Consider the following 23,972-nt stretch of genomic DNA (forward strand, 5'->3'; position numbering starts at 1 on the left):
GTCTGAATACGGAATCCTGTCATGACTCAACTCACTTCAACTGCTGCGGCAACGCGTTTTGCCTGGTGGAAACCGCTGCTATTTCTGCTGGTGGTGATTGTTGGCCTCTGGTACGTCAAATGGCAACCCTACTACGGCAAAGCCTTCATGGCGGCAGAGACTCATTCGATCGGTAAATCGATTTTAGCCAACGCGGATGCGTCACCCTGGCGTGCCGCGCTGGATTACGCGATGGTCTATTTTCTGGCGGTGTGGAAAGCAGCGGTACTCGGCGTACTGCTCGGATCGCTGGTACAGGTGCTGATCCCCCGTAGCTGGCTGTTGCGTCTGATGGGCAAGAACCGTTTTGGTTCCGCATTGATTGGCACCGGGCTTGGGCTACCTGGCATGATGTGTACGTGCTGTGCCGCACCGGTTGCGTCGGGTTTGCGGCAGTCGCAAGTTTCCAGCGGTGCGGCGATGGCATTCTGGCTGGCAAACCCGATACTGAATCCGGCCACCCTGATTTTTATGGGTTTTGTCCTGGGCTGGCAGTTCGCGGCGATTCGCCTGGTGGCGGGGATCATCATGGTGCTGGGCATTGCCTGGCTGGTGCAACGTAGCGTGCCGCAGAAAGTCGGTGCACTTGAGGCCAGGGCATCGGTCCCCCCGGAAGAACCCTTTCTCCAGCGCTGGTGGCGGGTGCTGTGGCGGCTGTTCTGGAATACCATCCCGTTGTATGTGGCGGCGGTGCTGCTGCTTGGCGCGGCCCGCGTCTGGCTGTTCCCGCATGCGGATGGGGCCGTGGGTAACACGTTGTTCTGGGTGGTGGTGATGGCAGTGGCGGGATGCCTGTTTGTCATCCCGACTGCGGCAGAGATCCCGATTGTCCAGACCATGATGCTGGCCGGGATGGGCATCGCGCCCGCGCTGGCATTGCTGCTGACATTGCCAGCGGTCAGCGTCCCTTCATTACTGATGCTGCACCGGGCATTCCCGGCTCGCGCGTTGTGGATAGCCTTGCTGGGCGTCGCTTGCAGCGGAATGCTGGTCGGTGTGCTCGCCCTGTGGCTGGCGTAGATACCAGATTTTCTGATTGCGGCTGCCGCGCCATAGCAGCCGCGCATCTTTCTCCGCTTCGATAAATCGCCCATCGATTAACACGTCGATTTCGGCGATCACTTCCCGCTGCGCGGCGCTCAGTTCCGCTAACTGGTAGCCGGTCCACAGCCAGATATCCTTATCGGGGCATTCACGCCGCACCCGTTTCACCAGACGGCGGATATGCGGCACGTTATGGGGATGCAGCGGATCGCCGCCGCTGAGCGACAATCCCTGACGCGGAATGCGCCGATCTTTGAGATCGGCGATCAGCTGTTCTTCCATCGCCAGCGTGAAAGGCACGCCGGAGTCCAGTCGCCAGGTACTTTGGTTGTAGCAGCCGCGACATTGGTGTTCGCAACCGGCGACAAACAACGTGCAGCGTGTGCCCGGACCGTTAACAATATCGACGTCATAATAGCGATGGATATGCATCATCCCAGTTGTCCCGTATCCAGATGTTTCACGCGGCGCTGTACCTCTTCCTGTTTACCGGCGTTAAACGGACGTGCATCCGGGCTACCGAGATAGCCGCACACGCGCCGTGTCACCGACACCCGCGCCGGATCATGATTGCCGCAGCAAGGGCAGGTAAAGCCTTTGCTGGTGCAACTGAATTCGCCGCTGAAGCCGCATTCGTAGCACTCATCAATAGGCGTGTTGGTGCCGTAGTAGGGCACGCGGTCGTAGCTATAGTCCCAGACATCTTCCAGTGCCTTGAGGTTATGCTGGATATTGGGATATTCGCCGTAACAGATAAAACCGCCGTTGGCGATCGGTGGGTAAGGCGCTTCAAAGTCGATTTTGTCGTACGGATTAACCTTCTTCTCGACGTCGAGATGGAAGCTATTGGTGTAATAACCTTTGTCGGTGACGCCCGGCACCACGCCAAACTCGGCGGCATCAAGGCGGCAAAAGCGGTCACACAGGTTTTCGCTTGGCGTGCTGTAGAGGCTAAAGCCATAGCCAGTTTCCGCTTTCCATGCATCCACCGCTTGACGCAGATGGGCGACGATCGCCACCCCTTTGGCGCGCAGATAATCGGCATCATACGGATGCACTTCGTTACCGCTCAACGCATTGAGGGTTTCATGCAGACCGATATAGCCAAGGGAGATGGAGGCACGGCCATTGCGGAAAATTGGCCCGATATCGTCATCGGCCTTCAGGCGTACGCCGCAGGCACCTTCCATATACAGAATCGGCGCGACGCGGGCTTTGGTTTTTTCCAGCCGCGCGATACGGGTCATCAACGCACGTTTCGCCAGTGTCAGGCGTTCATCCAGCAGCGACCAGAAACGTGCCTCATCCCCCTGGGCTTCCAGCGCAATGCGTGGCAGGTTGAGACTGATCACGCCCAGGTTGTTGCGTCCTTCGTGGATCTGCTCACCATGTTCTTCATACACGCCGAGGAAGCTGCGACAACCCATCGGCGTCTTGAATGAACCCGTGACTTTCACCACCTGGTCATAATTGAGGATATCGGGATACATCCGCTTGCTGGCACACTCCAGCGCCAGTTGTTTGATGTCGTAATTGACGTCACCCGCACGGCGGTTAACCCCTTCACGGATGGCAAATACCAGCTTCGGAAATACCGCGGTTTTGTGGTTTTTGCCCAGCCCGGCAATACGGTTGTGCAGGATCGATTGTTGGATCAAACGTGCCGCCCAGTCGGTACCGAGGCCAAAACCAAAGGTGACAAAGGGGGTTTGGCCGTTGGCGGTATGCAGCGTATTGACCTCATACTCCAGCGACTGGAAGGCGTCGTAACACTCTTTTTCGGTACGCGCGCGGGCATACGCCTCGGCATCGGCAATCTGCCATTCAAGGCCGACAGCACGATGTTTTTCCAGGCTTAGGGTGACAAAGGGGGCCAGCACTTCATCGATACGGTTAATGGTGGTGCCGCCGTAAATGTGGCTGGCGACCTGGGCGATGATCTGCGCGGTGACGGCGGTGGCGGTGGCGATCGATTTGGGTGGCTCGATCTCAGCGTTACCCATTTTGAAGCCGTTGGTTAGCATGCCGTGCAGATCAATCAGCATGCAGTTAAACATCGGGAAGAAGGGCGAATAATCGAGATCGTGGTAGTGGATCTCACCGCGTTCGTGCGCAAGCACCACGTCGCGTGGCAGGATCTGTTGTTGTGCGTAATGTTTGGCGACGATCCCTGCCAGCAAATCACGCTGGGTGGGGATCACCTTGCTATCTTTGTTGGCGTTCTCGTTCAACAGCGCGGCGTTGGTTTGTTCAACCAGGCCACGAATAGCGTGATGTAGTTTCCCGCGCTGTTCACGCGCCAGGTCACGGTCGTGACGATATTCAATATAGGCGCGTGCCAGCTGCGGCCACGGACCGCTCATCAGCGTCTCTTCGACCGCGCATTGGATATCGCGGATATCCACCTCGTGGCGCGCAGCCAGTTGCTGTTCAACTTCTGCCGCAACCTGGGCGCACCAGGCCGCATCGTTCACCTGTACCGCACTGGCCGCAGCCTGTACGGCGCAGGCAATGCGCTGGGCATCGAACGGCACTTTGCAGCCGTCACGCTTAATCACTACCGTTGCCATTTACTCTCCGTGAAACTACATGTTGTGATTTTAACGAAGTGTAATCGCTATATATGGTGTTTGCCTGAGAATTAATTGCAGGGTTTTTGATATGGCGCAAAGAAGCAATAAGGAAGTTTGAAAGGCGCGCAATCAGCAACGCTGACTAAACTGAAAAAGTTTTAACCCGCCCATAGTTCCGCTTTCTGCAACTTGATGTGCGACGCGAAACAGGTTTAATGAGCCTTTTGCCCGCTTTGGTCAGACAATCGTTAACAAGGATGCCCTTCATGCCTCTGCAACGCACGCTGCTTGCCTGTTGTTTATCCGTGAGTTTTTCCGCTTTCGCCACCCCGGCGGGTGATCTGCCGCTAATGCCCTGGCCGCAACAGGTTGAGCTGCCTCGGAGCGGCGGTGCCTATCAACTGACGCCACAGCTGACGCTACACATATCGGGGGACCATCTGGAGGGGGCGGAGACGCGCTGGCTCAGACGTATTGCGCGACAAACTGGCTGGCCGTTGTTGCCAACGGACGCATCGGATGAAAAGGCGACTATCCGGGTGCAAATCAAGGAGGCGGTTGACCCCTTACCGCAACCAGACAGCGATGAAAGCTATCAGCTGGAGGTGAACAGCGATGGTGTCTTGCTTGAGGCGCAGACACGCTTCGGTGCCATGCGTGGTATGGAGACTCTGCTGCAACTGATTGAGAACAGCGAAAGCGGCACGGTCATCCCGTATGTCACCATCAATGACCAACCGCGCTTTGCCTGGCGCGGTCTGCTGATCGACTCCGCACGTCATTTTATGCCGGTGGAGACCATCAAACGTCAGATTGATGGCATCGCGGCAGCCCGTATGAATGTTTTTCACTGGCACCTGACCGACGATCAGGGCTGGCGTTTTGCCTCCAGCCATTATCCGCAGTTGCAGGATAAAGCCAGTGATGGCCGCTACTACACCCAGCAGCAGATGCGCGATGTAGTGCAATATGCCACGCAGCGTGGCATCCGCGTTGTCCCGGAAGTCGATCTACCCGGCCATGCTTCGGCCATCGCCGTGGCGATGCCAGAGCTAATCAGCGCACCGGGACCGTACTCAATGGAGCGCGGCTGGGGGGTATTTAAGCCGCTGCTCGATCCGAGCAATGAACAGGTTTTTGCCTTTATCGATACGCTGGTAGGGGAAGTGGCAGCGATCTTCCCGGATCCGTATCTGCATATTGGCGGTGATGAGGTTGATCCTGCGCAGTGGAATGACTCGCCTAAAATTCAACAGTTTATGCGCGATCACGGGTTAAAGGATGCCCATGCGTTGCAGGCCTGGTTTAATCAGCGGGTGGAAAAGATTCTTGAAGCGCATCAACGTCGCATGGTGGGCTGGGACGAAATCTATCATCCCGATCTGCCGCGCAGCATTCTGATCCAGTCGTGGCAGGGGCAGGATGCCTTAGGTGAGGTGGTGAAAAACGACTATCGCGGCATCCTTTCAACCGGCTTCTACCTTGATCAACCACAACCTGCGGCTTACCACTATCGTAATGAGCCTTTCCCGCAGGGGCTGAACGGCGAGGATCAGGTGCAGGCAGATGAGCAGGCACAGAGTTGGGCATTCACCCTGCCACGTCTGAAAGGCAGCGCGGTGAAGGGCAGTTTCACTCTGATTGAGGGAAAAGAGGGGTGGCGCGGTTTTATTGACTTTAACGGCAAAGCGCGGCGCCTGGTGCAGCAGGTCGACTGGTTGTCATCCAGCCAGGTGACGTTCCGGGTGGATACCTGGATGGGGGAAGTGCAGCCGATGGTGACGTTGACGGACAACAAACTGACCGGATATATGCTGGTGGGCAATGTCCGTTATCCCACCGAGGGGGGCCGTCTGGCACAAGTACCCAGTGGGATTGCCCCTTCGTTGCCCAGCCCGCAGCAGTTAAGTGAAAACCTGAAAGGGGGTGAAGCGGCGCTGTGGGCGGAAAACGTCAATAGCCAGATTATTGACACCAAACTGTGGCCACGAACCTTTGTGGTGGCGGAACGCCTGTGGTCTGCTGCCGATGTGAATGACAGCGATAATATGTATCAGCGGTTGAGCGCCATCGATCGCTGGGGTGCCATATCCGTTGGTCTGCAACAACATCAGCAGGCGGAGGTACAGATGATGCGACTGGCGAACAGCACCGATATTACCTCACTGCGCGTGCTGAGTGAGGTGCTGGAACCGGCACAATATTACACACGGCAGCATCTGAAATTCCAGGCAGGCCACTATAACTATTTCGAGCCGCTTAACCGTCTGGCCGATGTTCTGCCCGCCGAGAGCGAAGCGGTGCGTTTGCTGGACAAGCAGGTGAATGCCTTGATCGCTAATCGGGGCAACCGGCAGGCCGCTAATGTGATTCGTCAGCAATTGCAACGCTGGCTAAGTAACAGCGACCGGGTGCTGCCGCTGACGCTGCATAACTATCAACTGCATGCGCTGCAACCGCAGGTACAGCAGGTGGCAATTCTCTGCCGCATGGGGCTGGATTTGGTCGCGACGCTGGAGCGTAATCAGGCGTATGGCGCGGGAGAAGTGGCGCAGATGCAAGAGAAACTGGATGACGCTGCCCTGGTGCAGGATGAGACGGTGCTGGCGTTAGTACGCCCGCTGGAGAAACTGCTGCGATCGTTTAAGTAGGTGCTTGCTGTACCCTCACCCCAGCCCTCTCCCGCAAGACGGGAGAGGGAGACGTGCAATATGCTCGATCTGCGCGGGAAGTTTACTCGATCTGTCCCCTCTGCCACGAGGCGGGAGATTCACTCGCTCTGTCCCCTCTGCCGCGAGGCGGGAGATTCACTCGCTCTGTCCCCCTCTGCCGCGAGGCGGGAGATTCACTCGCTCTGTCCCCTCTGCCGCGAGGCGGGAGATTCACTCGATCTGTCCCCCTCTGCCGCGAGGCGGGAGATTTGCTCGATCTGTCCCCTCTCCCGCTTGCGGGAGAGGGTTAGGGTGAGGGCAAGAGCAAGGGCGAAACCGGCAAAGAATCAGCGACGAACCGCAATCGCCTCGATCTCAATCTTCACATCTTTCGGCAGACGCGCCACTTCCACGCAGGAGCGAGCCGGGAAGCTGGCGTTATGCTCGGTGAAAAACGCTTCATAGGTTGCGTTCACGGTGGCGAAGTCATTCAGGTCTTTGACAAACACCGTGGTTTTCACAATGTCGCCCACTTTCAGACCGGCAGCTTCAACAATCGCCTTCACGTTTTCCAACGACTGACGCGCCTGAGCAGACACATCGTCAGCCACTGCGCCGGTTTGCGGATCAACCGGGATCTGGCCGGAGGTAATGATCATGCTACCGAGATCCACGCCCTGTACGTACGGACCAATCGCTGCCGGTGCTTTTTCGGTACTGATTTCGCGAGACATTGTTTCTCCTTAAGAAAATGCGCCGCCAGTGCTCCCGACGGCATGAAAAGACCGCCCCATTATAGGGGCGATGCCGACGATTACCAGTGACCGAGCACTACATGGTGCGCGAACTCTTTCTCGCAATATTTGCACTTCAGGTGCACTTCATCGTCGCGTTTTTTCACGGCAAAACTGGAGAACACTGGCTCGCTGCGGCTGATACAGTTGCCGTTCGGGCAGGTCAGCACCCGTTCGATGCGATCCGGCAGTGTCGGGGCGATCTTCGCCACCACTTCATATTCGTCGATACGGTTGACCGTGGCATGAGGGGCATACACCGCCAGTTGGTTGATCTGATCATCGGTGAGAAAGGTGTTCTCGATCTTGATCAGATCTTTACGCCCCATTTCGCCAGAAGGCAGATTCAGACCAATGGTGATGCGCTGATCGGTTTCGGTCAGGCGAAACAGCGACAGTAATTTAAAGCCAACCTGCGCCGGGATATGGTCAATCACCGTGCCGCGTTTAATGGCTTCAACCTGCAATTTGTTATCGTGTGTCATGCTGTTTTCCTCCTTACAGGGCCAGATCGCGATTCAGTACCAGAGCCAGCAAAGCCTGGCGGGCAAAGATGCCATTCCCGGCCTGCTGGAAATACCAGGCGTGTGGTGTGCTGTCGACATCCGTGGTGATCTCATCGATTCGTGGCAGCGGGTGCAGCACCTTCATATTGTCGCGCGCGCCCACCAGGTCACTGGCGCGCAGAATAAATTGTGCTTTGACGTTGGCGTATTCTGACGGGTCGAGACGCTCTTTCTGCACGCGCGTCATGTACAGGATATCCAGTTCCGGCATCACCTCTTCAATGCTGTCATGGCGCGACCAGCGAATGTTTTGCTCATCCAGCATATCGGTGATGTAAGACGGCATCGCCAGTGCATCAGGGGCGATAAAGAAGAACCGGTTGCCATCGAACTTCGCCAGCGCCTGAGTCAGGGAGTGCACGGTACGGCCATATTTCAGGTCACCCACCATCGCCACATTCAGGTTATCCAGACGGCTCTGGGTTTCACGAATGGTGAACAAGTCGAGCAGGGTTTGCGTCGGATGCTGGTTAGCCCCGTCTCCGGCGTTGAGAATCGGCACGCCGCCGGAAAACTCGGTAGCGAGACGGGCCGCGCCTTCCTGCGGATGGCGCATCACAATGGCATCGACATAGGTACCAATCACCGAAATGGTATCGGCGAGGGTTTCCCCTTTCTTACCGAGCGAGGTGTTGCTGCCGTCGGCAAAACCGACGACCGAGGCACCAAGGCGATGCATGGCGGTTTCAAACGACAGACGGGTACGCGTTGAGGCTTCAAAGAAGCAGCTGGCGATGACGTTGTGTTTCAGCAACTCCGGCTGCGGGTGTGCCTTGAGCTGCGCGGCGGTATGCAGTACCAGCTCCAGCTCAGCGCGGCTGAGATCGTTAATTGAAATAATGTGCTTACGATATAGCGGGTTGGCCATAGCTCTCTCCTCTGCGCTGCCGGATAACGGACAAAAAAAAGCCCCTGCTTAAGGGGCTTGATTTGCGATCGATTGATGACGGAAAGAAACAGGTGCGCCGCCAGCTTTCTGGCGTAATTGAGCGTCAAATTGTGCGCTGCGCTGTTGCATGTTTCCTCCCGGCAAATTGTGGCGCATTATACGCATTCACTGCTTTGCATCAAGCAAAAATCACACGCGAGGTAATCGTTTGCTCCCGCCTGAGTCAGGGCTGGCCGAGCGTTGCCACCATCACGGCTTTAATGGTGTGCATGCGGTTTTCTGCCTGGTCAAACACAATGCTGTGTGCCGATTCAAACACCTCGTTACTGACTTCCATACCGTCGTTCAGGCCATACTGCTCAGCCATCTGACGTCCCAGCGTGGTTTGGTCATCATGGAACGCTGGCAGGCAGTGCAGGAACTTCACCTGCGGATTGCCTGTCAACGCCAGCATCGCGCTGTTTACCTGATACGGGCGCAACAGCGCGATACGATCAGACCACACGGATTTGTCTTCTCCCATCGAGACCCACACGTCAGTGTAGATGAAATCGGCACCCTGCACGCCGGTGGCGATATCTTCGGTCAGCGTGATTTTGCCACCGGTTTTTTGCGCTGCGATGCGGCATTGTTCCACCAGTTGTTCTTCCGGCCAGCAGCCTTTCGGTGCCACCAGACGCAGGTCCAGCCCGACCATCGCAGCTGCTTCCAGCATGCTGTTGCCCATGTTATTGCGCGCATCGCCAACGTACACCAGCGTCATCTGGTTCAGCGATTTTTGTGGCAGATGTTCCTGCATCGTCAGCAGATCCGCCAGCAACTGAGTTGGATGGAATTCGGTGGTCAGACCGTTCCAGACCGGCACCCCGGCATGTTCCGCCAGGGTTTCCACCAACGCCTGACCATAACCACGATATTGAATACCGTCATACATACGTCCGAGCACGCGCGCAGTGTCTTTCATCGACTCTTTATGGCCGATCTGGCTGCCGCTTGGGCCGAGGTAAGTTACGTTAGCACCCTGATCGTAAGCGGCAACTTCGAAAGAGCAACGGGTACGAGTCGAGTCTTTTTCGAAGATGAGCGCGATGTTTTTGCCTTTCAGGTACTGCGTTTCGCTGGCGTTTTTCTTTGCGTGTTTTAATTCACCGGCCAGTCTTAACAGGTAATCAATTTCTGCTGGGGTGAAGTCCAGCAATCTCAGGAAATGGCGTTGGTTCAGCTGACTCATACAGCGCTCCATGTGGGGATCATAAATGAATTAAAATTCAATCTAACCGTATGAATATGCATTTTCAACCCCGGCGTTAAGAAACTTTCTGTTTTGAGTAGTGGCGCGCGAGGCAGTGTGGGAAAATAATTGCATTCATTGCCGAACATTTTGAGGATATCCCCATGGCATACGAAGCATTGCTGGAAGAACAACGCGAAGAGACGCGGTTGATCATTGATGAATTACTGGAAGATGGCAGCGATCCTGATGCCCTCTACACCATCGAGCACCATCTTTCCTGCAACAATTTTGACTCGCTGGAAAAAGCGGCGGTAGATGCCTTCAAGCTGGGTTATGAGGTGACTGAACCGGAAGAGCTGGAGCTGGAAGATGGCAGCACGGTGATGTGTGTCGACATCCTGAGCGAAGCCGCGCTGAAACCCGAGCTGATTGATGCGCAGGTTGAGCAACTGGTGAATCTGGCGGGCAAATACAACGTAGATTACGACGGTTGGGGCACCTACTTCGAAGACCCGGACGCGGAAGACGAAGATGATGACGGCGACTTCATTGATGATGAAGACGACGGTGTACGTCACTAAAAATGAACGGGCAGCCGCGTTGCTGCCCGTATTTTTTCCCCGCAGATAAAGACATTCATGAATTACGCCCCGCTATTAGAACCTATCCATCAGTTTCTGCATTGCCGCACACCACAGGCGTGGATTGATGAAGCACGCAAGCCGGAAAACCTGACGTTGCTACTCACCGATCATATGGTTTGTGAGTTAAAAGCCGCGCAAACCGCCGTCTGGTTGATTCGTAAATATGTGGCTGACAAGCCGAGTGGTGACGCTATTCTGGCGTGGCTGAAGCCCTATGAAGATTTTATTTTTGGCGAAGATCACGACAGCAACTTTATCAACGCCCACAAAAATCTGACCAAAAGCATCATCGTGCGTAATGAGTTGCCGTGGGCGGATGATCTGGTGGAAAAGATGGTGCTGCTGATTAAAGAAGAGCTGCACCATTTTTATCAGGTCTGGGAAATTATGCAGGCGCGCGGTCTGCCGTATCGCAAGATTACCGCCAGTCGTTACGCCAAAGGGTTGCTGCGTGAGGTCACGACTCATGAGCCGGATACCCTGGTAGATAAGCTGATTTGCGGTGCTTATATCGAGGCGCGTTCTTGTGAACGTTTCGCCAGCCTGGCACCGTATCTGGATGAGCAACTGGAGAAGTTTTATATCTCGCTGCTGCGTTCCGAAGCGCGTCATTACCAGGATTACCTGACGCTGGCGGCGCAGATTTCGCCGAAAGATATTGCGCCACGCGTGCGCGCGATTGGTGAGGCGGAAGGGCGCTTAATCAGCGAACCGGATACCGAGCTGCGTTTTCACAGCGGTGTGCCAACCTTATAAAATCCGCGCGATAAATCGCGCCGCTACGGGACGGAATAATTACAGGGTACGCAGCATACGCACTTCACAATCCACATGCCCGGTGCAGCCCATCGCGGTATCAATCAGGGTAAAACCCAGCGATTCATACAACTTAATGGCGCGCGTCAGGCTGGCGGTGGTTTCCAGATAGCAACGACGGAAACCTTGCTGGCGTGCATAATCCATCGCGCGTAGTGCCAGATCGCGGGCCAGGCCAAAACCACGCGCTTCCGGCAGAAAGTACATCTTCTGTAATTCACAAATATCCGGCGCGCTACACGCCAGGGGGGCCACACCGCCGCCACCCAGCACTTTGCCCTGATGCTCGACAATCCAGTAAGCGCTGTTCGCCTCGCTGTACAATTCAAACAGCCGATCCAGATTGGGATCAGACACGGTATAGCCTTTGTCAGCAGTCAGGCCGAACTCGGCAGAGACGTCGCGAATGACCCGAGCAATCAGCGGATTATCGGCTGCGGTAATGGGACGTACCTGAAGATCCAGCGGGGTGACAGTGGTCATTAGCATCTCATCCGATAGAAAAAAGCCGGGCAGTGCCCGGCTTCGGTTAAGCAGTTGGCCTGAAGCGATTACAATGCCGCAATCACGCCCTGCTGTTCAATCAGTTTTGCTTTTGATTGTTCCAGCTCAGCTGCACGTTCGCGCTCTTTCGCTACCACCGCTTCTGGTGCACGGGCAACAAAACCTTCGTTCGCCAGCTTGGTCTGGATCTTCTCGATCTCAACATCCAGCTTGGTCAGCTCTTTCGCCAGACGATCCAGCTCCGCTTCTTTGTTCACCAGATCCGCCATCGGAATCAGCAGTTCAGCGCCTTCAACGATCTTGGTCACCGATACCGGGCCTTTCTCGCCCGCAGGCAGGATGGTGAGGCTTTCCAGGCGTGCCAGACGCGACAGGAAGTTACGGTTCTCTTCCACGCGACGCAGCGCCGCCGGTGAGCAATCACGCAGCAACACATCCAGCGGTTTGCTCAGGGCGATGTTCATCTCGGCGCGGATATTACGCACCGCGACGATCGCCTGCTTCATCCACTCGATATCCGCTTTCGCTTCCGCATCTTCTTTCGCCGCCTCGTACTGCGGGAACGGTTGCAGCATGATGGTGTCGTCGCTGATATTTTTCAGCACTTTGACACGCTGCCAGATGGTTTCAGTGATAAACGGAATGACCGGATGTGCCAGGCGCAGCAACGCTTCCAGCACCGTCACCAGCGTGTTACGCGTGCCGCGCAGTTCCGCTTCGCTACCGCTGTTCATCACTGGCTTGGTCAGCTCCAGATACCAGTCACAGAACTGGTTCCAGGTGAAGTCGTACAGCAGGTTGGCAGCGATATCGAAACGATAGCTATCCAGTGCTTCACGGTAGGCTTTTACGGTGCTGTTAAACTCGGTGAGGATCCAACGATCCGCCAGCGACAGCTTCATTTCGCCGCCGTTCTGACCGCAATCCTGATCTTCGGTGTTCATCAGCACAAAGCGGCTGGCGTTCCACAGCTTGTTACAGAAGTTGCGATAACCTTCGAGGCGCTTCATGTCCCAGTTGATGTCACGGCCGGTCGAGGCCAGGGCCGCCAGGGTAAAGCGCAGCGCATCGGTACCTGATGGTACGATCCCATCCGGGAATTGCTTCTCGGTGCGTTTGCGGATCTTGTCAGCCAGTTGTGGCTGCATCATGTTACCGGTACGTTTTTCCAGCAGCTCTTCCAGCGAAATGCCGTCCACCATATCCAGCGGATCGATGACGTTACCCTTCGACTTGGACATTTTCTGTCCTTCTTCGTCGCGGATCAGACCAGTGATATACACGGTCTTGAACGGCACCTGCGGTTTGCCGTTTTCATCTTTCATGAAATGCATGGTCAGCATGATCATGCGGGCAATCCAGAAGAAGATGATGTCGAAACCGCTCACCAGCACGCTGGTCGGGTGGAAGGTACGCAGCGCTTCGGTGTTCTCCGGCCAGCCGAGGGTTGAGAAGGTCCACAGGCCAGAAGAGAACCAGGTATCCAGCACGTCTTCGTCCTGGCGCAGCGCAACGTCAGCGCCAAGGTTGTTTTCCTGACGTACTTCTTCTTCAGTGCGGCCGACATACACGTTGCCGTGATTGTCGTACCACGCCGGAATACGGTGGCCCCACCACAGTTGACGGGAAATACACCAGTCCTGAATGTCGCGCATCCAGGAGAAATACATGTTTTCGTACTGCTTCGGCACGAACTGGATGTCGCCGTTTTCCACCGCTTCAACCGCGACTTTTGCCAGCGGGGCAGTGCGCACATACCACTGGTCGGTCAGCATCGGCTCAATCACCACGCCGCCACGGTCGCCATAAGGTACGGTCAGATCGTGAGGCTTGATCTCATCCAGCAGGCCGAGGGCGTCAATCGCCGCGACGATCGCTTTACGCGCAGCAAAACGTTCCATGTTCTGGAACTCAGCCGGGATGGCGTTGCTGTAAACGTCAGTCTCTTCACCGTTAGTGTCGAGCACTTCCGCAGTGGTGCGGATGTCGCCGTCGAAGGTCAGGATGTTGATCATCGGCAGCGCATGGCGACGGCCAACTTCGTAGTCGTTGAAGTCGTGGGCCGGGGTAATCTTCACGCAGCCGGTGCCTTTTTCCATGTCGGCGTGTTCATCGCCAACGATCGGAATACGACGGTCTACCAGCGGCAGGATCAATTCTTTACCGATCAGATCTTTATAACGTGGATCTTCCGGGTTGACGGCCACACCGGTATCGCCCAGCAGGGTTTCCGGGCGAGTGGTGGCGACCACCAGGTAATCTTTACCTTCCGCGGTTTTTGCGCCATCGGCCAGCGGGTAGCGGATGTGCCACATCGAACCTTTGGTTTCGCGGTTTTCAACTTCGAGGTCAGAAATCGCGGTACGCAGTTTCGGGTCCCAGTTTACCAGGCGTTTACCGCGGTAAATCAGGTTTTCTTTATACAGGCGTACAAACACTTCTTTCACGGCATTGGAAAGCCCTTCATCCATAGTGAAGCGCTCGCGTTCCCAGTCCACGGAGTTGCCGAGGCGACGCATCTGACGGGAGATATTGCCGCCTGATTCCGCTTTCCACTGCCAGATTTTGTCGATAAAGGCTTCGCGACCGTAATCCTGGCGCGTTTTACCCTCTTCAGCCGCAATTTTGCGCTCAACCACCATCTGGGTAGCGATACCCGCGTGGTCAGTACCCGCCTGCCACAGGGTGTTTTTGCCCTGCATGCGCTGGTAACGAATCATGGTGTCCATGATGGTTTGCTGGAAGGCGTGACCCATATGCAAGCTGCCGGTGACGTTCGGCGGCGGGATCATGATGCAAAAGCTTTCCTGGCTGGTGTCGCCATTCGGTTTAAAGTAGCCCTGCTGTTCCCAGTGCTCGTAGAGCGGCTGCTCGATATCTTGCGGGTTATATGTCTTTTCCATTTCTGCTATGTCGTTTGCGGCTGTGGTGGCGTCGCCGTATTCAATTGGAAGCCAACGCTGCGATACGCTTTATAGCGGTCACGCGCCAGCTGTTTCTGGGATTCTTCGTAAGGAACGAAGTCTATCACTTCATGGAAAGCAGTAGCAAAATCTGCGAACTGCGGCAGCAGGCTGATTAGCAAGTCGCGTGGCGAACTGCCACGCCGCTGCGGCCAGGCTAACTCGACCGGTGCGCCATAACGCGGGCCTTCACCCGCAAGGTTATGCGGTACAAAGGCATTGGCCGGGCGCTGCCATAAGGCTTCATCCAGACGATTGGCCTGCTGTTCATCGGTGCAGGCAATCAGGATGCGTTTGCCGTCACGCCAGCGTGCTTCGGCCAAATCGCACACCAGCGCTTCAATGGCGCTCAGGCCGTCGCTGGCGGTATCGGACTCCATCACATAAAAGGTGGCGTTTTTCATGGCGGGCTAGATTCCATTAATGACATTGGGGCGCATTATGCGCCCCGGTTTTAATTGCTGCACGTCGGATGCGTTAATCGTCGCCGTTCAGACCTGCACGGTTCAGCAGGAACTGCGACAGCAGCGGCACCGGGCGACCGGTTGCGCCTTTGGCTTTACCGGAGCGCCAGGCAGTACCGGCGATATCCAGGTGCGCCCAGTTAAATTTGCGCGCGAAGCGAGCCAGGAAGCACGCTGCGGTGATAGCACCACCCGGACGGCCGCCAATGTTTGCCATGTCGGCAAAATTGGATTCCAGCTGCTCCTGATATTCATCCGCCATCGGCAAGCGCCAGGCACGGTCGCCAGACTGCTCAGAGGCGCTGATCAACTCATGCGCCAACGGATTGTGGTTCGACAGCAGACCGCTGACATGATGACCCAGCGCAATCACGCAGGCACCGGTCAGGGTGGCGACATCAATCACCACTTCAGGATCGAAGCGCTCAACATAAGTCAGGGCATCGCACAGCACCAGACGGCCTTCGGCATCGGTGTTCAGCACTTCTACCGTCTGGCCTGACATGGTGGTCAGCACGTCACCCGGACGCATCGAACGGCCATCAGGCATGTTTTCACAGCCTGCCAGCACCCCGACCACGTTCAGCGGCAGATTCAGTTCCGCCACCATGCGCATCACGCCATAGACCGACGCAGCGCCGCACATGTCGTACTTCATCTCGTCCATCGCTTCCGCCGGTTTGATCGAGATACCGCCGGAATCGAAGGTCAGGCCTTTACCGACCAGCACGATCGGGCGTTCGTCTGCGTTGCTGCTGCCTTTGTATTCAATCACCGACATCAGTGACTCATTCTGCGAACCCGCACCGACGGCGAGATAGGCGTTCATCCCCAGCTCTTTCATCTGCTGTTCGCCGATGACGCGGGTGGTGACATTTTTGCTGAACGCATCCGCCAGTTGGCGTGCCTGCGACGCCAGATACGCGGCGTTACAAATATTTGGCGGCATGTTGCTGAGGTCTTTGGCCGCTTTAACGCCAGAGGCTACTGCCAGACCATGCTGAATTGCGCGTTCGCCGCTGGTCAGTTCACGACGTGTCGGCACGTTGAACACCAGCTTACGCAGTGGGCGGCGTGGCTCGACTTTGTTACTTTTCAGTTGATCAAAGTTGTAGAGCGCCTCTTTGGAGGTCTCCACCGCCTGGCGTACTTTCCAGTAGGTATTGCGGCCTTTGACGTGCAGTTCAGTCAGGAAGCATACCGCTTCCATTGAGCCGGTATCATTCAGCGTGTTGATGGTCTTCTGAATTACCTGCTTGTACTGGCGCTCATCCAGTTCGCGTTCTTTGCCGCAGCCGATCAGCAGGATGCGCTCGGAAAGGATATTCGGCACATGGTGCAGCAGCAGTGTCTGGCCCACTTTACCCTCAAGCTCACCGCGGCGCAGCAGGGCGCTGATGTAACCGTCGCTGATCTTATCGAGCTGTTCGGCAATCGGTGAAAGACGACGCGGTTCGAAAACGCCAACCACAATGCAGGCGCTGCGTTGTTTTTCCGGGCTACCGCTTTTTACACTGAACTCCATGCACTCTCCTGAATCTTAAAGACAACGGCCTAAGCTGTCGTTAGAATGTAGCGCGCTCGTAACGCATTAAATTTGTTGCGACGCCATGACATTTAAACGCCGGCGGTCATAATGAGTTAGGGTGGCAATGTGTTGTTTTTTCACCACCCGGACGCGTTTGTCATACTATTTTAGCTGCGATGACGGCCATTGATGAAGAAAAATGGCTGATAAGCGTTGAAACTAGCGATTTTCCTGCAAAAAGACAAGTTATCACAGGCGTACTAAGCGTGATCATCATTAGATATCTGGTTCGGGAAACGCTCAAAAGCCAGTTGGCTATCCTGTTCATCCTGCTACTGATCTTCTTTTGTCAGAAGTTAGTGAGGATCCTGGGTGCCGCGGTGGATGGCGAGATCCCAACAAACCTGGTTCTGACATTGTTAGGACTTGGCGTGCCTGAAATGGCACAACTTATCCTGCCCCTAAGCCTGTTTCTGGCGATTTTAATGACCCTTGGGCGGCTGTACACCGAAAGTGAAATCACGGTGATGCATGCCTGTGGCCTGGGGAAAAGCGTGCTGGTTAAATCAGCGATGATCCTGATGCTGCTCACCTCGATGGTGGCGGCGATTAACGTGATATGGCTGGGCCCCTGGTCTTCACGTTATCAGGATGAAGTGACGCAGAATGCCAAAGCCAACCCCGGCGCGGCCGCGTTGGCGGCAGGGCAATTCCAGACCTCCAGCGACGGTAACGCGGTGTTGTTCGTTGAAAACGTGCGGGGTAACACCTTCGGCAACGTCTTCCTCGCCCAGTTGCGTCCAAAGGGGAATGCGCGACCTTCAGTGGTGCTGGCAGATAGCGGGCATATGGAGCAACGCCCGGACGGGTCACAAATTGTGACGCTGGATAAAGGCACGCGTTTTGAAGGGACCGCAATGTTGCGTGATTTCCGTATCACCGACTTTGTGAATTACCAGGCGCTGATTGGCTACAAACAGGCGGTGCTGGATCCCAACGATGCTGAGCAGGCGGATATGCGCACGCTGTGGCAAAGCAAAGATCCTACCTTCACTGCCGAGCTGAACTGGCGTCTGACGCTGGTGTTCTCAGTATTGGTGATGGCGTTGATGGTGGTGCCGCTTAGCGTGGTGAACCCGCGTCAGGGCCGTGTCCTGTCGATGTTGCCGGCGATGTTGCTATATCTGATCTTCTTCCTGCTGCAAAGCTCGCTGAAATCAAACTCGGCGAAGGGGAAATTCGATCCAACCATCTGGATGTGGGTGGTGAACTTCGGTTACCTGGCACTGGCCGTCGGCCTGAACCTGTGGGATACGGTGCCGATGCGCCGCATCCGCGCCCGTTTTAGCCGTGGAGGGTCAGTGTGATGTTTAAGGTACTTGACCGGTATATCGGCAAAACCATTTTTAACACCATCATGATGACGTTGTTCATGCTGGTGTCGCTGTCGGGCATCATCAAGTTTGTCGATCAGCTACGTAAAACCGGGCAGGGCATGTATACCGCGCTGGATGCTGGGTACTACACCCTGCTCAGTGTGCCGAAAGATATTGAGATCTTCTTTCCGATGGCGGCGTTGCTCGGGGCGTTGTTAGGTCTTGGCAATCTGGCGCAACGCAGCGAACTGGTGGTGATGCAGGCATCGGGTTTCACCCGGATGCAGGTAGCACTGGCGGTGATGAAAACCGCAATTCCGCTGGTGTTGCTGACCATGGCGATTGGTGAGTTTGTTGCACCGCAGGGTGAGCAGATGGCACGTAACTACCGTGCACAGCAGTTGTACGGCGGTGCACTGGTGTCGACGCAGAATGGTTTGTGGGCGAAAGACGGTAACAGTTTCATCTATATCGAACGTATCAAGGGCGATAACCAGATTGATGGCGTCAGCATCTACAACTTCAACGATCAACGTCGCCTGTTGAGCGTTCGTTATGCAGCGACTGCCACTTGGGATAAAACGAAGAAACTTTGGGTGCTGTCCCAGGTGGATGAGTCGGACCTGAAAGATGCGAAGCAGATTGCCGGTTCACAAAGCCTGAGCGGCGAATGGAAAACCAACCTGACGCCAGATAAGCTGGGTGTGGTAGCGCTGGACCCGGATGCGCTGTCGATTCGCGGGCTTTACAACTACAGCAAGTACCTCAAACAAAGTGGACAAGAGGCGGGGCGTTATCAGCTCAACATGTGGAGCAAAATCTTCCAGCCGCTCTCGGTGGCGGTGATGATGCTGATGGCGTTGTCGTTTATCTTTGGACCGTTGCGTAGCGTGTCGATGGGGGTACGTGTCGTAACCGGGATCAGCTTTGGTTTCCTGTTCTACGTGCTGGATCAGATTTTCGGTCCGTTGAGTCTGGTGTATGGTATCCCACCGATTCTCGGGGCGATTCTGCCGAGCGCGGCGTTCTTCGCCATCAGCCTGTTTTTGATGTTGAAACGTCGTTAAACACCCTCCGTAGCGGCGCGATTTATCGCGCGGATTTTTCCGGCTTCACGCACGGAATTGCGCGATAAATCGCGCCGCTACTGGAGGGTTAAATATCCAATCAGCGCGGGCAACTGCGACAACAAATACAGCACCAGACCAATCGAACCGCCCACCAGCGTGCCGTTGATACGAATAAACTGTAAATCACGGCCAATATTCAGCTCAATCTGCTGCGACATTTCGCGCGCATCCCAGCTTTTCACTGTGTCACTGATGTGGCGTGTCAGAAACTGGGCAAACTCCGGTGCGACGCTACGTGCGGCATCTTCCAGATGCTGATTCATTGAGGTGCGCAGCGCCCGGTCAGCGGCAAGCGTTTCACCCAACCACAACGCAGCCAGTCGAACGCGTTCCTGCACACGCGAGTTGTCGCTGCGCAAATCCTCCTTCAGCCAGCCGCGTAAATCCTGCCACAGTTCACCGATGTAGCGATTCAGCGACTCATCTTCCTTCAGCCAGCTTTTGATCACCTCAGCGCGTTCGCCCATCTCAGGATCGTTTTTCAGCTTCACAATCAGCCGCTCCACCGCACGGTTAAAACCGAGGCGAAATTCGTGGCCCTGATCCAGCGCCACCTCATCCAAAATCGAATCGACGGCGTTTGCCACCAGCTCGGCGCTGTGCTCGCCCAACCACTCGGTAGGTAACACTTTGGCCTTGATTGGATGCTCGCGTTTCAGCCAGCGCACAATCTGCATGGCGATAAACTCCCGCGTGCCGGGCTTGTGCAGGATACGCAGCAGTTGCTGCACCGCCGCATCCAGCAGCTCCTGATGGCGGTTGTTTTTGGTCAGGCTTTCCAGCAGCAGCGCGCTGGATTGGGTGAGGTCAACCTTGTCGAGCGCGCGATGTACCGCCCGACGCAGAAACTGCTGAATACGCGCATCGTCGGTAAGGTCGAGAAAGCCGCGCATCACCTGCAACAGATGGCGGCCAATGCGATCGGCATTACCGGGCGCATTCAGCCACTGCGCCAGCATCTGCGAAGGGTCGTGACGACGAATCAGGGCCAGCAGCGAATCGGTATCGAGGAATTTTTCCTGCACAAAGCGGCCAAGGTTTTCGCCTATGCGATCCTTATTACGCGGGATGATCGCGGTGTGACGTGAAATAAAGGGCACCGGCACGCGGCGAAACAGCGCCACCACCGCGAACCAGTCGGCCAGCGCACCGACCATCGCCGCTTCGGCAATGGCTTTAACGCCACTGACCCAAAAGTTGGGCGGCAGAAACAGCGTAATGACAAAAATCGCGGCGGCAATCAGCAGCAGTGACAGCGCCAGACGTTTGCTCCGTTTCAGTTGTTGATGTTTATCCATTGACTGCTCCTTAACGACGACGCCCTCCCATCAGGCTACCCAACACGCCGCGAATGATTTGATTAGTGACCTGCCGTGCGGCGCTTTTTGCCATCGTCTGTACCACCCCATCACGCTTGCCGCCGCGCGGGCCGGTACTGCCAAACAGAATATCTTTCAGGCCGCCGAGAATGCCGTCATCCACCGCCACATTGTTGCCTTTCGCTGCGGGGGCATTGGCCTGATCGGTGGCAACCTGCACCCCTTTTTGTAGCATCTCGAAGGCAGATTCACGATCGACTTCGCTGTCGTATTTACCGTACAACGGCGAGTGGTTAATCAGGCCATTACGTTCATCACTGCTGACTGGCCCCATGCGGGAACCGGGCGCAATCACCATCGCACGTTCCACTATCGACGGGCTGCCTTTTTCATCGAGGAAGGAGATTAACGCCTCGCCAGTCCCCAGCGCCTGAATGGCCTCGACGGTATTAAACGCCGGATTGGCGCGCATGGTGTCGGCCGCCGTTTTCACCGCTTTCTGATCTTTCGGGGTAAAGGCGCGCAGTGCATGCTGCACACGGTTGCCGAGTTGGCCCAACACGCTGTCGGGAATATCGGCGGGGTTCTGCGTGACAAAATAGACGCCAACGCCTTTCGAGCGAATCAGGCGAATCACCTGTTCAACCTTCTCCAGCAGCACCGCGGGCGCGTCGTTAAACAGCAGATGCGCCTCATCAAAGAAGAACACCATTTTCGGCTTCTCAAGATCGCCCGCTTCGGGCAATTGTTCATACAATTCTGCCAGTAGCCACAGCAGGCTGGTGGCGTAGAGTTTTGGCAGTTGATAGAGTTTTTCGGCGGAGAGGATGTTGATAAAGCCTTTGCCCTGATCGTCGCAACGCATCCAGTCGCGAATATCCAGCATCGGTTCACCAAAGAAATGCTCAGCACCCTGCTGCTCCAGCGTCAGCAGGCCACGCTGAATTGCGCCGACCGAGGCGCTATTGATGTTGCCATATTGCGTCTGGAATTCTTTCGCGTTGTCGCCGATGTATTGCGTCATAGCGCGCAAATCTTTGAAATCCAGCAGCAACAGGCCCTGATCGTCGGCGATGCGGAAGATGATTTGCAGCACGCCGCTCTGGATGTCATTGAGGTTGAGCAAACGTGCCAGCAGCAGCGGGCCAACATCCGAGACGGTGGCGCGCACCGGATGGCCTTGCTCGCCAAAGATATCCCACAACATCACCGGATTGGATTGAGGTTGCCAGTCGGTCACGCCGATTTTCGCCAGCCGAGCCAGCAGTTTCTCCGAACCGTCGCCCTCAGCGGCGATACCCGTCAGATCGCCTTTCACATCGGCCATAAACACCGGTACGCCAATGGAGGAGAAGGATTCTGCCAGTTTTTGCAGCGTGACGGTTTTACCGGTGCCGGTCGCGCCGGTAATCAGGCCGTGGCGGTTCGCCATGTTTGGCAGCAGTTGCAGTTTCACTTCCGGGGTTTGGGCAATCAACAACGGGGTGGTCATGATTTTTCTCTTTCAGGCAAATGGTTATGCCTGAAAGAATAGCAAACGTACATCTGATGTAGCGGCGCGATTTATCGCGCCGCTACGGGACAGGTTATTTCTTTTGCACCGTATCGAAATATAACAGGCTCACACCGATCCCCTGCTGCACATGATCGACATTATTACGCACCGCCACCTGCTGCGCGCCCTGTAAGGTGATAACGAACGGCGAATTCTGCTGCACCGACTGCTGCAATTCGGTGTAGAGCTGGCGACGTTTGGCCGCATCGCTTTCGCCTGCTGCGGCGCGGGTTTTGGCGCTCAGATCCGGAATGTCCCAGCCGACGCGCCATGCGAGGGTTTTCGAGCCGCCGGGTACGTTGTACACAAAGGCGCTGGCGTTGGTATTGGGATCGACATAATCCGCTCCCCAGTAAATAAAGATTGACTGGAAATCACGCCCGCGCATTTTGCTCCACAGCTCCGACTCCGCCACCGGTTGCAGCTCAATCTGAATATCCGCTTTGGCAAAGCTGGCTTGCAGTGCCTGGGCCACATCGATATAAGGCGGTTGATTGATGACCGTCAGCGAGAACCGGGTGCCGGGCTGAATGCCACCCTGATGCAGAATTTGTTTGGCTTTCGCCACATCGTAGTGGAATGGCTGGTTTTCCAGCGCGCCGTCAAACCCCTGCGGCAGGAAGCTTTGATGAATAGCGTATTGGCCTTTTAACAGTTGATCGGCGATGGCGTGATAATCCACCAACCAGCGAGCGGCCTGCCAGAATGCAGGATTGCCAAGTGCCGGTTGTGCTTTGTTTTGCGTATTGAAGCCGAGGTAATACACCAGGCTGGACGGGAAAGCAGCGATGCGCAGGTTTTTATCGCTTTTCAGCGCGTCAATCTGATCCGGACCAAGCTGGTAGGCGACATCGACATCACCCTGCTGAATCAACAAACGACGTGCGCCAGCATCGGCCACGCCTTTTAGCAGAATACGTTGCAGGTGCGACTGGGGCTGTGCCTGGGCGTTAGCGGTCAACACCAATGCCTGCTGCGGGACATATTGCTGAATGACAAAGGCCGCGCTGCCTGCGGAATGGGTGTGCAGCCAGCCGTTACCCAGATCGTTGTTGGCTTCATGCTGTTGCACGGTTTTGCTGTCAACAATCGAGGCCACCGGCGCCGTCAGCAGGCGTAGCGCCAGATCCTGCCCAATCGCCGCAGGCCACTGGATTTCCAGTTGGTGATCATTTAACACCTTAAACTGAGCGGCGATATTGTCTGGCGTCCAGCCAAACTCAGCGAGGATAAACGACGGTGCCTTGTTAAGTTGTACCGCGCGGGTTAAGGAGAACACCACATCCTGCGGCGTTACCGGATTGCCGCTGGCAAAATGCGCGCCGGATTTCAGGGTAAAGACCAGGCTGTGCGGCGTGCTGCCCGCTTGCCAGGAGGTCGCCAGCAGCGGCGCGAGTTTCTGCGGCGTCGTGCGATCGGCCTCCACCAACGTTTGATACAGATTGCGCTGCACGCTGTTGCTGACGGTTTCAAAACTTTCCGCAGGGTCAAAACTGATGATGCCATCGAGCGGCACGGCGACAACTAAGGTGTCCTTCGGCGTCGCCGCCTGTAACGTAAAAGCGCAACTGATTAGCGCCAGCAACAAAACTAATGATCGCATTATTGTCGTCCCGAGTGATTGATTAACTGACTCTATCGCTGAGGCGCAAATGGCAAAATGCCGGTTTGTTCTGAGCTGTGCCAGAAATTAACAATCCATTTCGGCGCTCAATTATTTCGCTTATTTTGTGCGCTGCCTGTCATTTTTTGGAAATAGATATGGAGATTGTGTTTCCTGTAAGTAAATAAGATGTTATTAATGAGAATGGTTCTCTTGTATGGAAGTGTGATTTATTTTTATCGATTAATTCCCGGTATTATTGCGATGCGTAAATTGTTTT

Annotated in this window: 19 protein-coding genes; 6 read left to right on the top strand and 13 right to left on the bottom strand. The window is 55.7% G+C overall.

What is annotated here, in order from left to right; translation table 11 throughout:
- Positions 1–21: 21 nt before the first annotated feature.
- On the top strand, positions 22–1,059 hold the full coding sequence (locus AC6I8N_RS02880) for a permease (RefSeq protein ID WP_497829988.1): 1,038 nt from the start codon (positions 22–24) through the stop codon (positions 1,057–1,059).
- On the opposite strand, the gene nrdG is transcribed toward AC6I8N_RS02880, so the two are convergent.
- Positions 952–1,518 carry an anaerobic ribonucleoside-triphosphate reductase-activating protein gene (gene nrdG / locus AC6I8N_RS02885; RefSeq protein WP_208724709.1) on the bottom strand — a complete coding sequence of 189 codons (567 nt, stop codon included), beginning with the start codon at positions 1,516–1,518 and terminating at the stop codon, positions 952–954. The two genes, AC6I8N_RS02880 and nrdG, sit on opposite strands and share 108 nt — an antisense overlap.
- On the bottom strand, positions 1,515–3,653 hold the full coding sequence (gene nrdD, locus AC6I8N_RS02890; protein WP_497829989.1) for an anaerobic ribonucleoside-triphosphate reductase: 2,139 nt from the start codon (positions 3,651–3,653) through the stop codon (positions 1,515–1,517). The genes nrdG and nrdD overlap by 4 nt, the downstream gene beginning before the upstream one ends.
- A gap of 269 nt (positions 3,654–3,922) precedes the next feature.
- Here nrdD and AC6I8N_RS02895 point away from each other — a divergent pair, with 269 nt between their 5' ends.
- Positions 3,923–6,307, top strand: coding sequence for a beta-N-acetylhexosaminidase (locus tag AC6I8N_RS02895; protein WP_497829990.1), 2,385 nt, complete (start codon positions 3,923–3,925; stop codon positions 6,305–6,307).
- Between the two features lie 347 nt (positions 6,308–6,654).
- Here the strand turns inward: AC6I8N_RS02895 and ridA are convergent, their stop codons facing one another.
- The 4 genes from ridA to argF all read right to left on the bottom strand — a co-directional run bounded on the left by ridA (position 6,655) and on the right by argF (position 9,787).
- Positions 6,655–7,041: a Rid family detoxifying hydrolase gene (gene ridA, locus AC6I8N_RS02900; RefSeq protein WP_208724711.1), complete on the bottom strand. Its 387-nt coding sequence runs from the start codon at positions 7,039–7,041 to the stop codon at positions 6,655–6,657.
- Positions 7,042–7,121: 80 nt separating this feature from the next.
- The gene (pyrI, locus tag AC6I8N_RS02905; protein WP_021185759.1) at positions 7,122–7,586 is read right to left on the bottom strand and encodes an aspartate carbamoyltransferase regulatory subunit; all 465 of its coding nucleotides are present in this window, start codon (positions 7,584–7,586) and stop codon (positions 7,122–7,124) included.
- 13 nt (positions 7,587–7,599) lie between these two features.
- A complete protein-coding gene (pyrB, locus tag AC6I8N_RS02910; RefSeq protein ID WP_208724712.1) occupies positions 7,600–8,535 on the bottom strand; it encodes an aspartate carbamoyltransferase in 936 nt (311 codons plus the stop codon).
- A gap of 244 nt (positions 8,536–8,779) precedes the next feature.
- Complete coding sequence (argF, locus tag AC6I8N_RS02915) at positions 8,780–9,787, bottom strand: ornithine carbamoyltransferase (RefSeq protein WP_021185762.1); 1,008 nt, start codon at positions 9,785–9,787, stop codon at positions 8,780–8,782.
- Between the two features lie 164 nt (positions 9,788–9,951).
- On the opposite strand from argF, the gene rraB reads away from it, so the two are divergent.
- Both rraB and miaE read left to right on the top strand, forming a co-directional pair.
- Positions 9,952–10,371, top strand: coding sequence for a ribonuclease E inhibitor RraB (gene rraB / locus AC6I8N_RS02920; RefSeq protein WP_013507725.1), 420 nt, complete (start codon positions 9,952–9,954; stop codon positions 10,369–10,371).
- A gap of 57 nt (positions 10,372–10,428) precedes the next feature.
- A complete protein-coding gene (gene miaE, locus AC6I8N_RS02925) occupies positions 10,429–11,190 on the top strand; it encodes a tRNA isopentenyl-2-thiomethyl-A-37 hydroxylase MiaE (RefSeq protein ID WP_497829991.1) in 762 nt (253 codons plus the stop codon).
- Positions 11,191–11,229: 39 nt separating this feature from the next.
- Here miaE and AC6I8N_RS02930 read toward each other — a convergent pair whose 3' ends face one another.
- From AC6I8N_RS02930 to pepA, 4 genes are all read right to left on the bottom strand, one after another.
- Positions 11,230–11,733 (bottom strand): GNAT family N-acetyltransferase, encoded by a 504-nt coding sequence (locus AC6I8N_RS02930; protein ID WP_021185764.1) that lies wholly within the window; start codon positions 11,731–11,733, stop codon positions 11,230–11,232.
- 68 nt (positions 11,734–11,801) lie between these two features.
- Positions 11,802–14,657, bottom strand: coding sequence for a valine--tRNA ligase (locus AC6I8N_RS02935; protein WP_021185765.1), 2,856 nt, complete (start codon positions 14,655–14,657; stop codon positions 11,802–11,804).
- 5 nt (positions 14,658–14,662) lie between these two features.
- A complete protein-coding gene (locus AC6I8N_RS02940) occupies positions 14,663–15,121 on the bottom strand; it encodes a DNA polymerase III subunit chi (RefSeq protein ID WP_021185766.1) in 459 nt (152 codons plus the stop codon).
- A gap of 73 nt (positions 15,122–15,194) precedes the next feature.
- Entirely contained in the window at positions 15,195–16,706 is a 1,512-nt protein-coding gene (gene pepA / locus AC6I8N_RS02945) for a leucyl aminopeptidase (protein WP_021185767.1), read from the bottom strand.
- 269 nt (positions 16,707–16,975) lie between these two features.
- On the opposite strand from pepA, the gene lptF reads away from it, so the two are divergent.
- Both lptF and lptG read left to right on the top strand, forming a co-directional pair.
- Positions 16,976–18,076: an LPS export ABC transporter permease LptF gene (gene lptF / locus AC6I8N_RS02950; RefSeq protein WP_021185768.1), complete on the top strand. Its 1,101-nt coding sequence runs from the start codon at positions 16,976–16,978 to the stop codon at positions 18,074–18,076.
- Positions 18,076–19,152: an LPS export ABC transporter permease LptG gene (gene lptG, locus AC6I8N_RS02955; RefSeq protein ID WP_497829992.1), complete on the top strand. Its 1,077-nt coding sequence runs from the start codon at positions 18,076–18,078 to the stop codon at positions 19,150–19,152. The genes lptF and lptG overlap by 1 nt, the downstream gene beginning before the upstream one ends.
- Before the next feature lie 77 nt (positions 19,153–19,229).
- Here the strand turns inward: lptG and AC6I8N_RS02960 are convergent, their stop codons facing one another.
- The 3 genes from AC6I8N_RS02960 to AC6I8N_RS02970 form a co-directional block, all read right to left on the bottom strand.
- Complete coding sequence (locus AC6I8N_RS02960; protein ID WP_497829993.1) at positions 19,230–20,513, bottom strand: DUF445 domain-containing protein; 1,284 nt, start codon at positions 20,511–20,513, stop codon at positions 19,230–19,232.
- 10 nt (positions 20,514–20,523) lie between these two features.
- Positions 20,524–22,026 carry a helicase HerA-like C-terminal domain-containing protein gene (locus AC6I8N_RS02965; RefSeq protein ID WP_497829994.1) on the bottom strand — a complete coding sequence of 501 codons (1,503 nt, stop codon included), beginning with the start codon at positions 22,024–22,026 and terminating at the stop codon, positions 20,524–20,526.
- Positions 22,027–22,120: 94 nt separating this feature from the next.
- Positions 22,121–23,692: an ABC transporter substrate-binding protein gene (locus AC6I8N_RS02970; RefSeq protein WP_497829995.1), complete on the bottom strand. Its 1,572-nt coding sequence runs from the start codon at positions 23,690–23,692 to the stop codon at positions 22,121–22,123.
- Positions 23,693–23,972 lie beyond the last annotated feature (280 nt).

This window comes from Pantoea sp. X-Soil-TKNS-1279, from assembly GCF_059730565.1.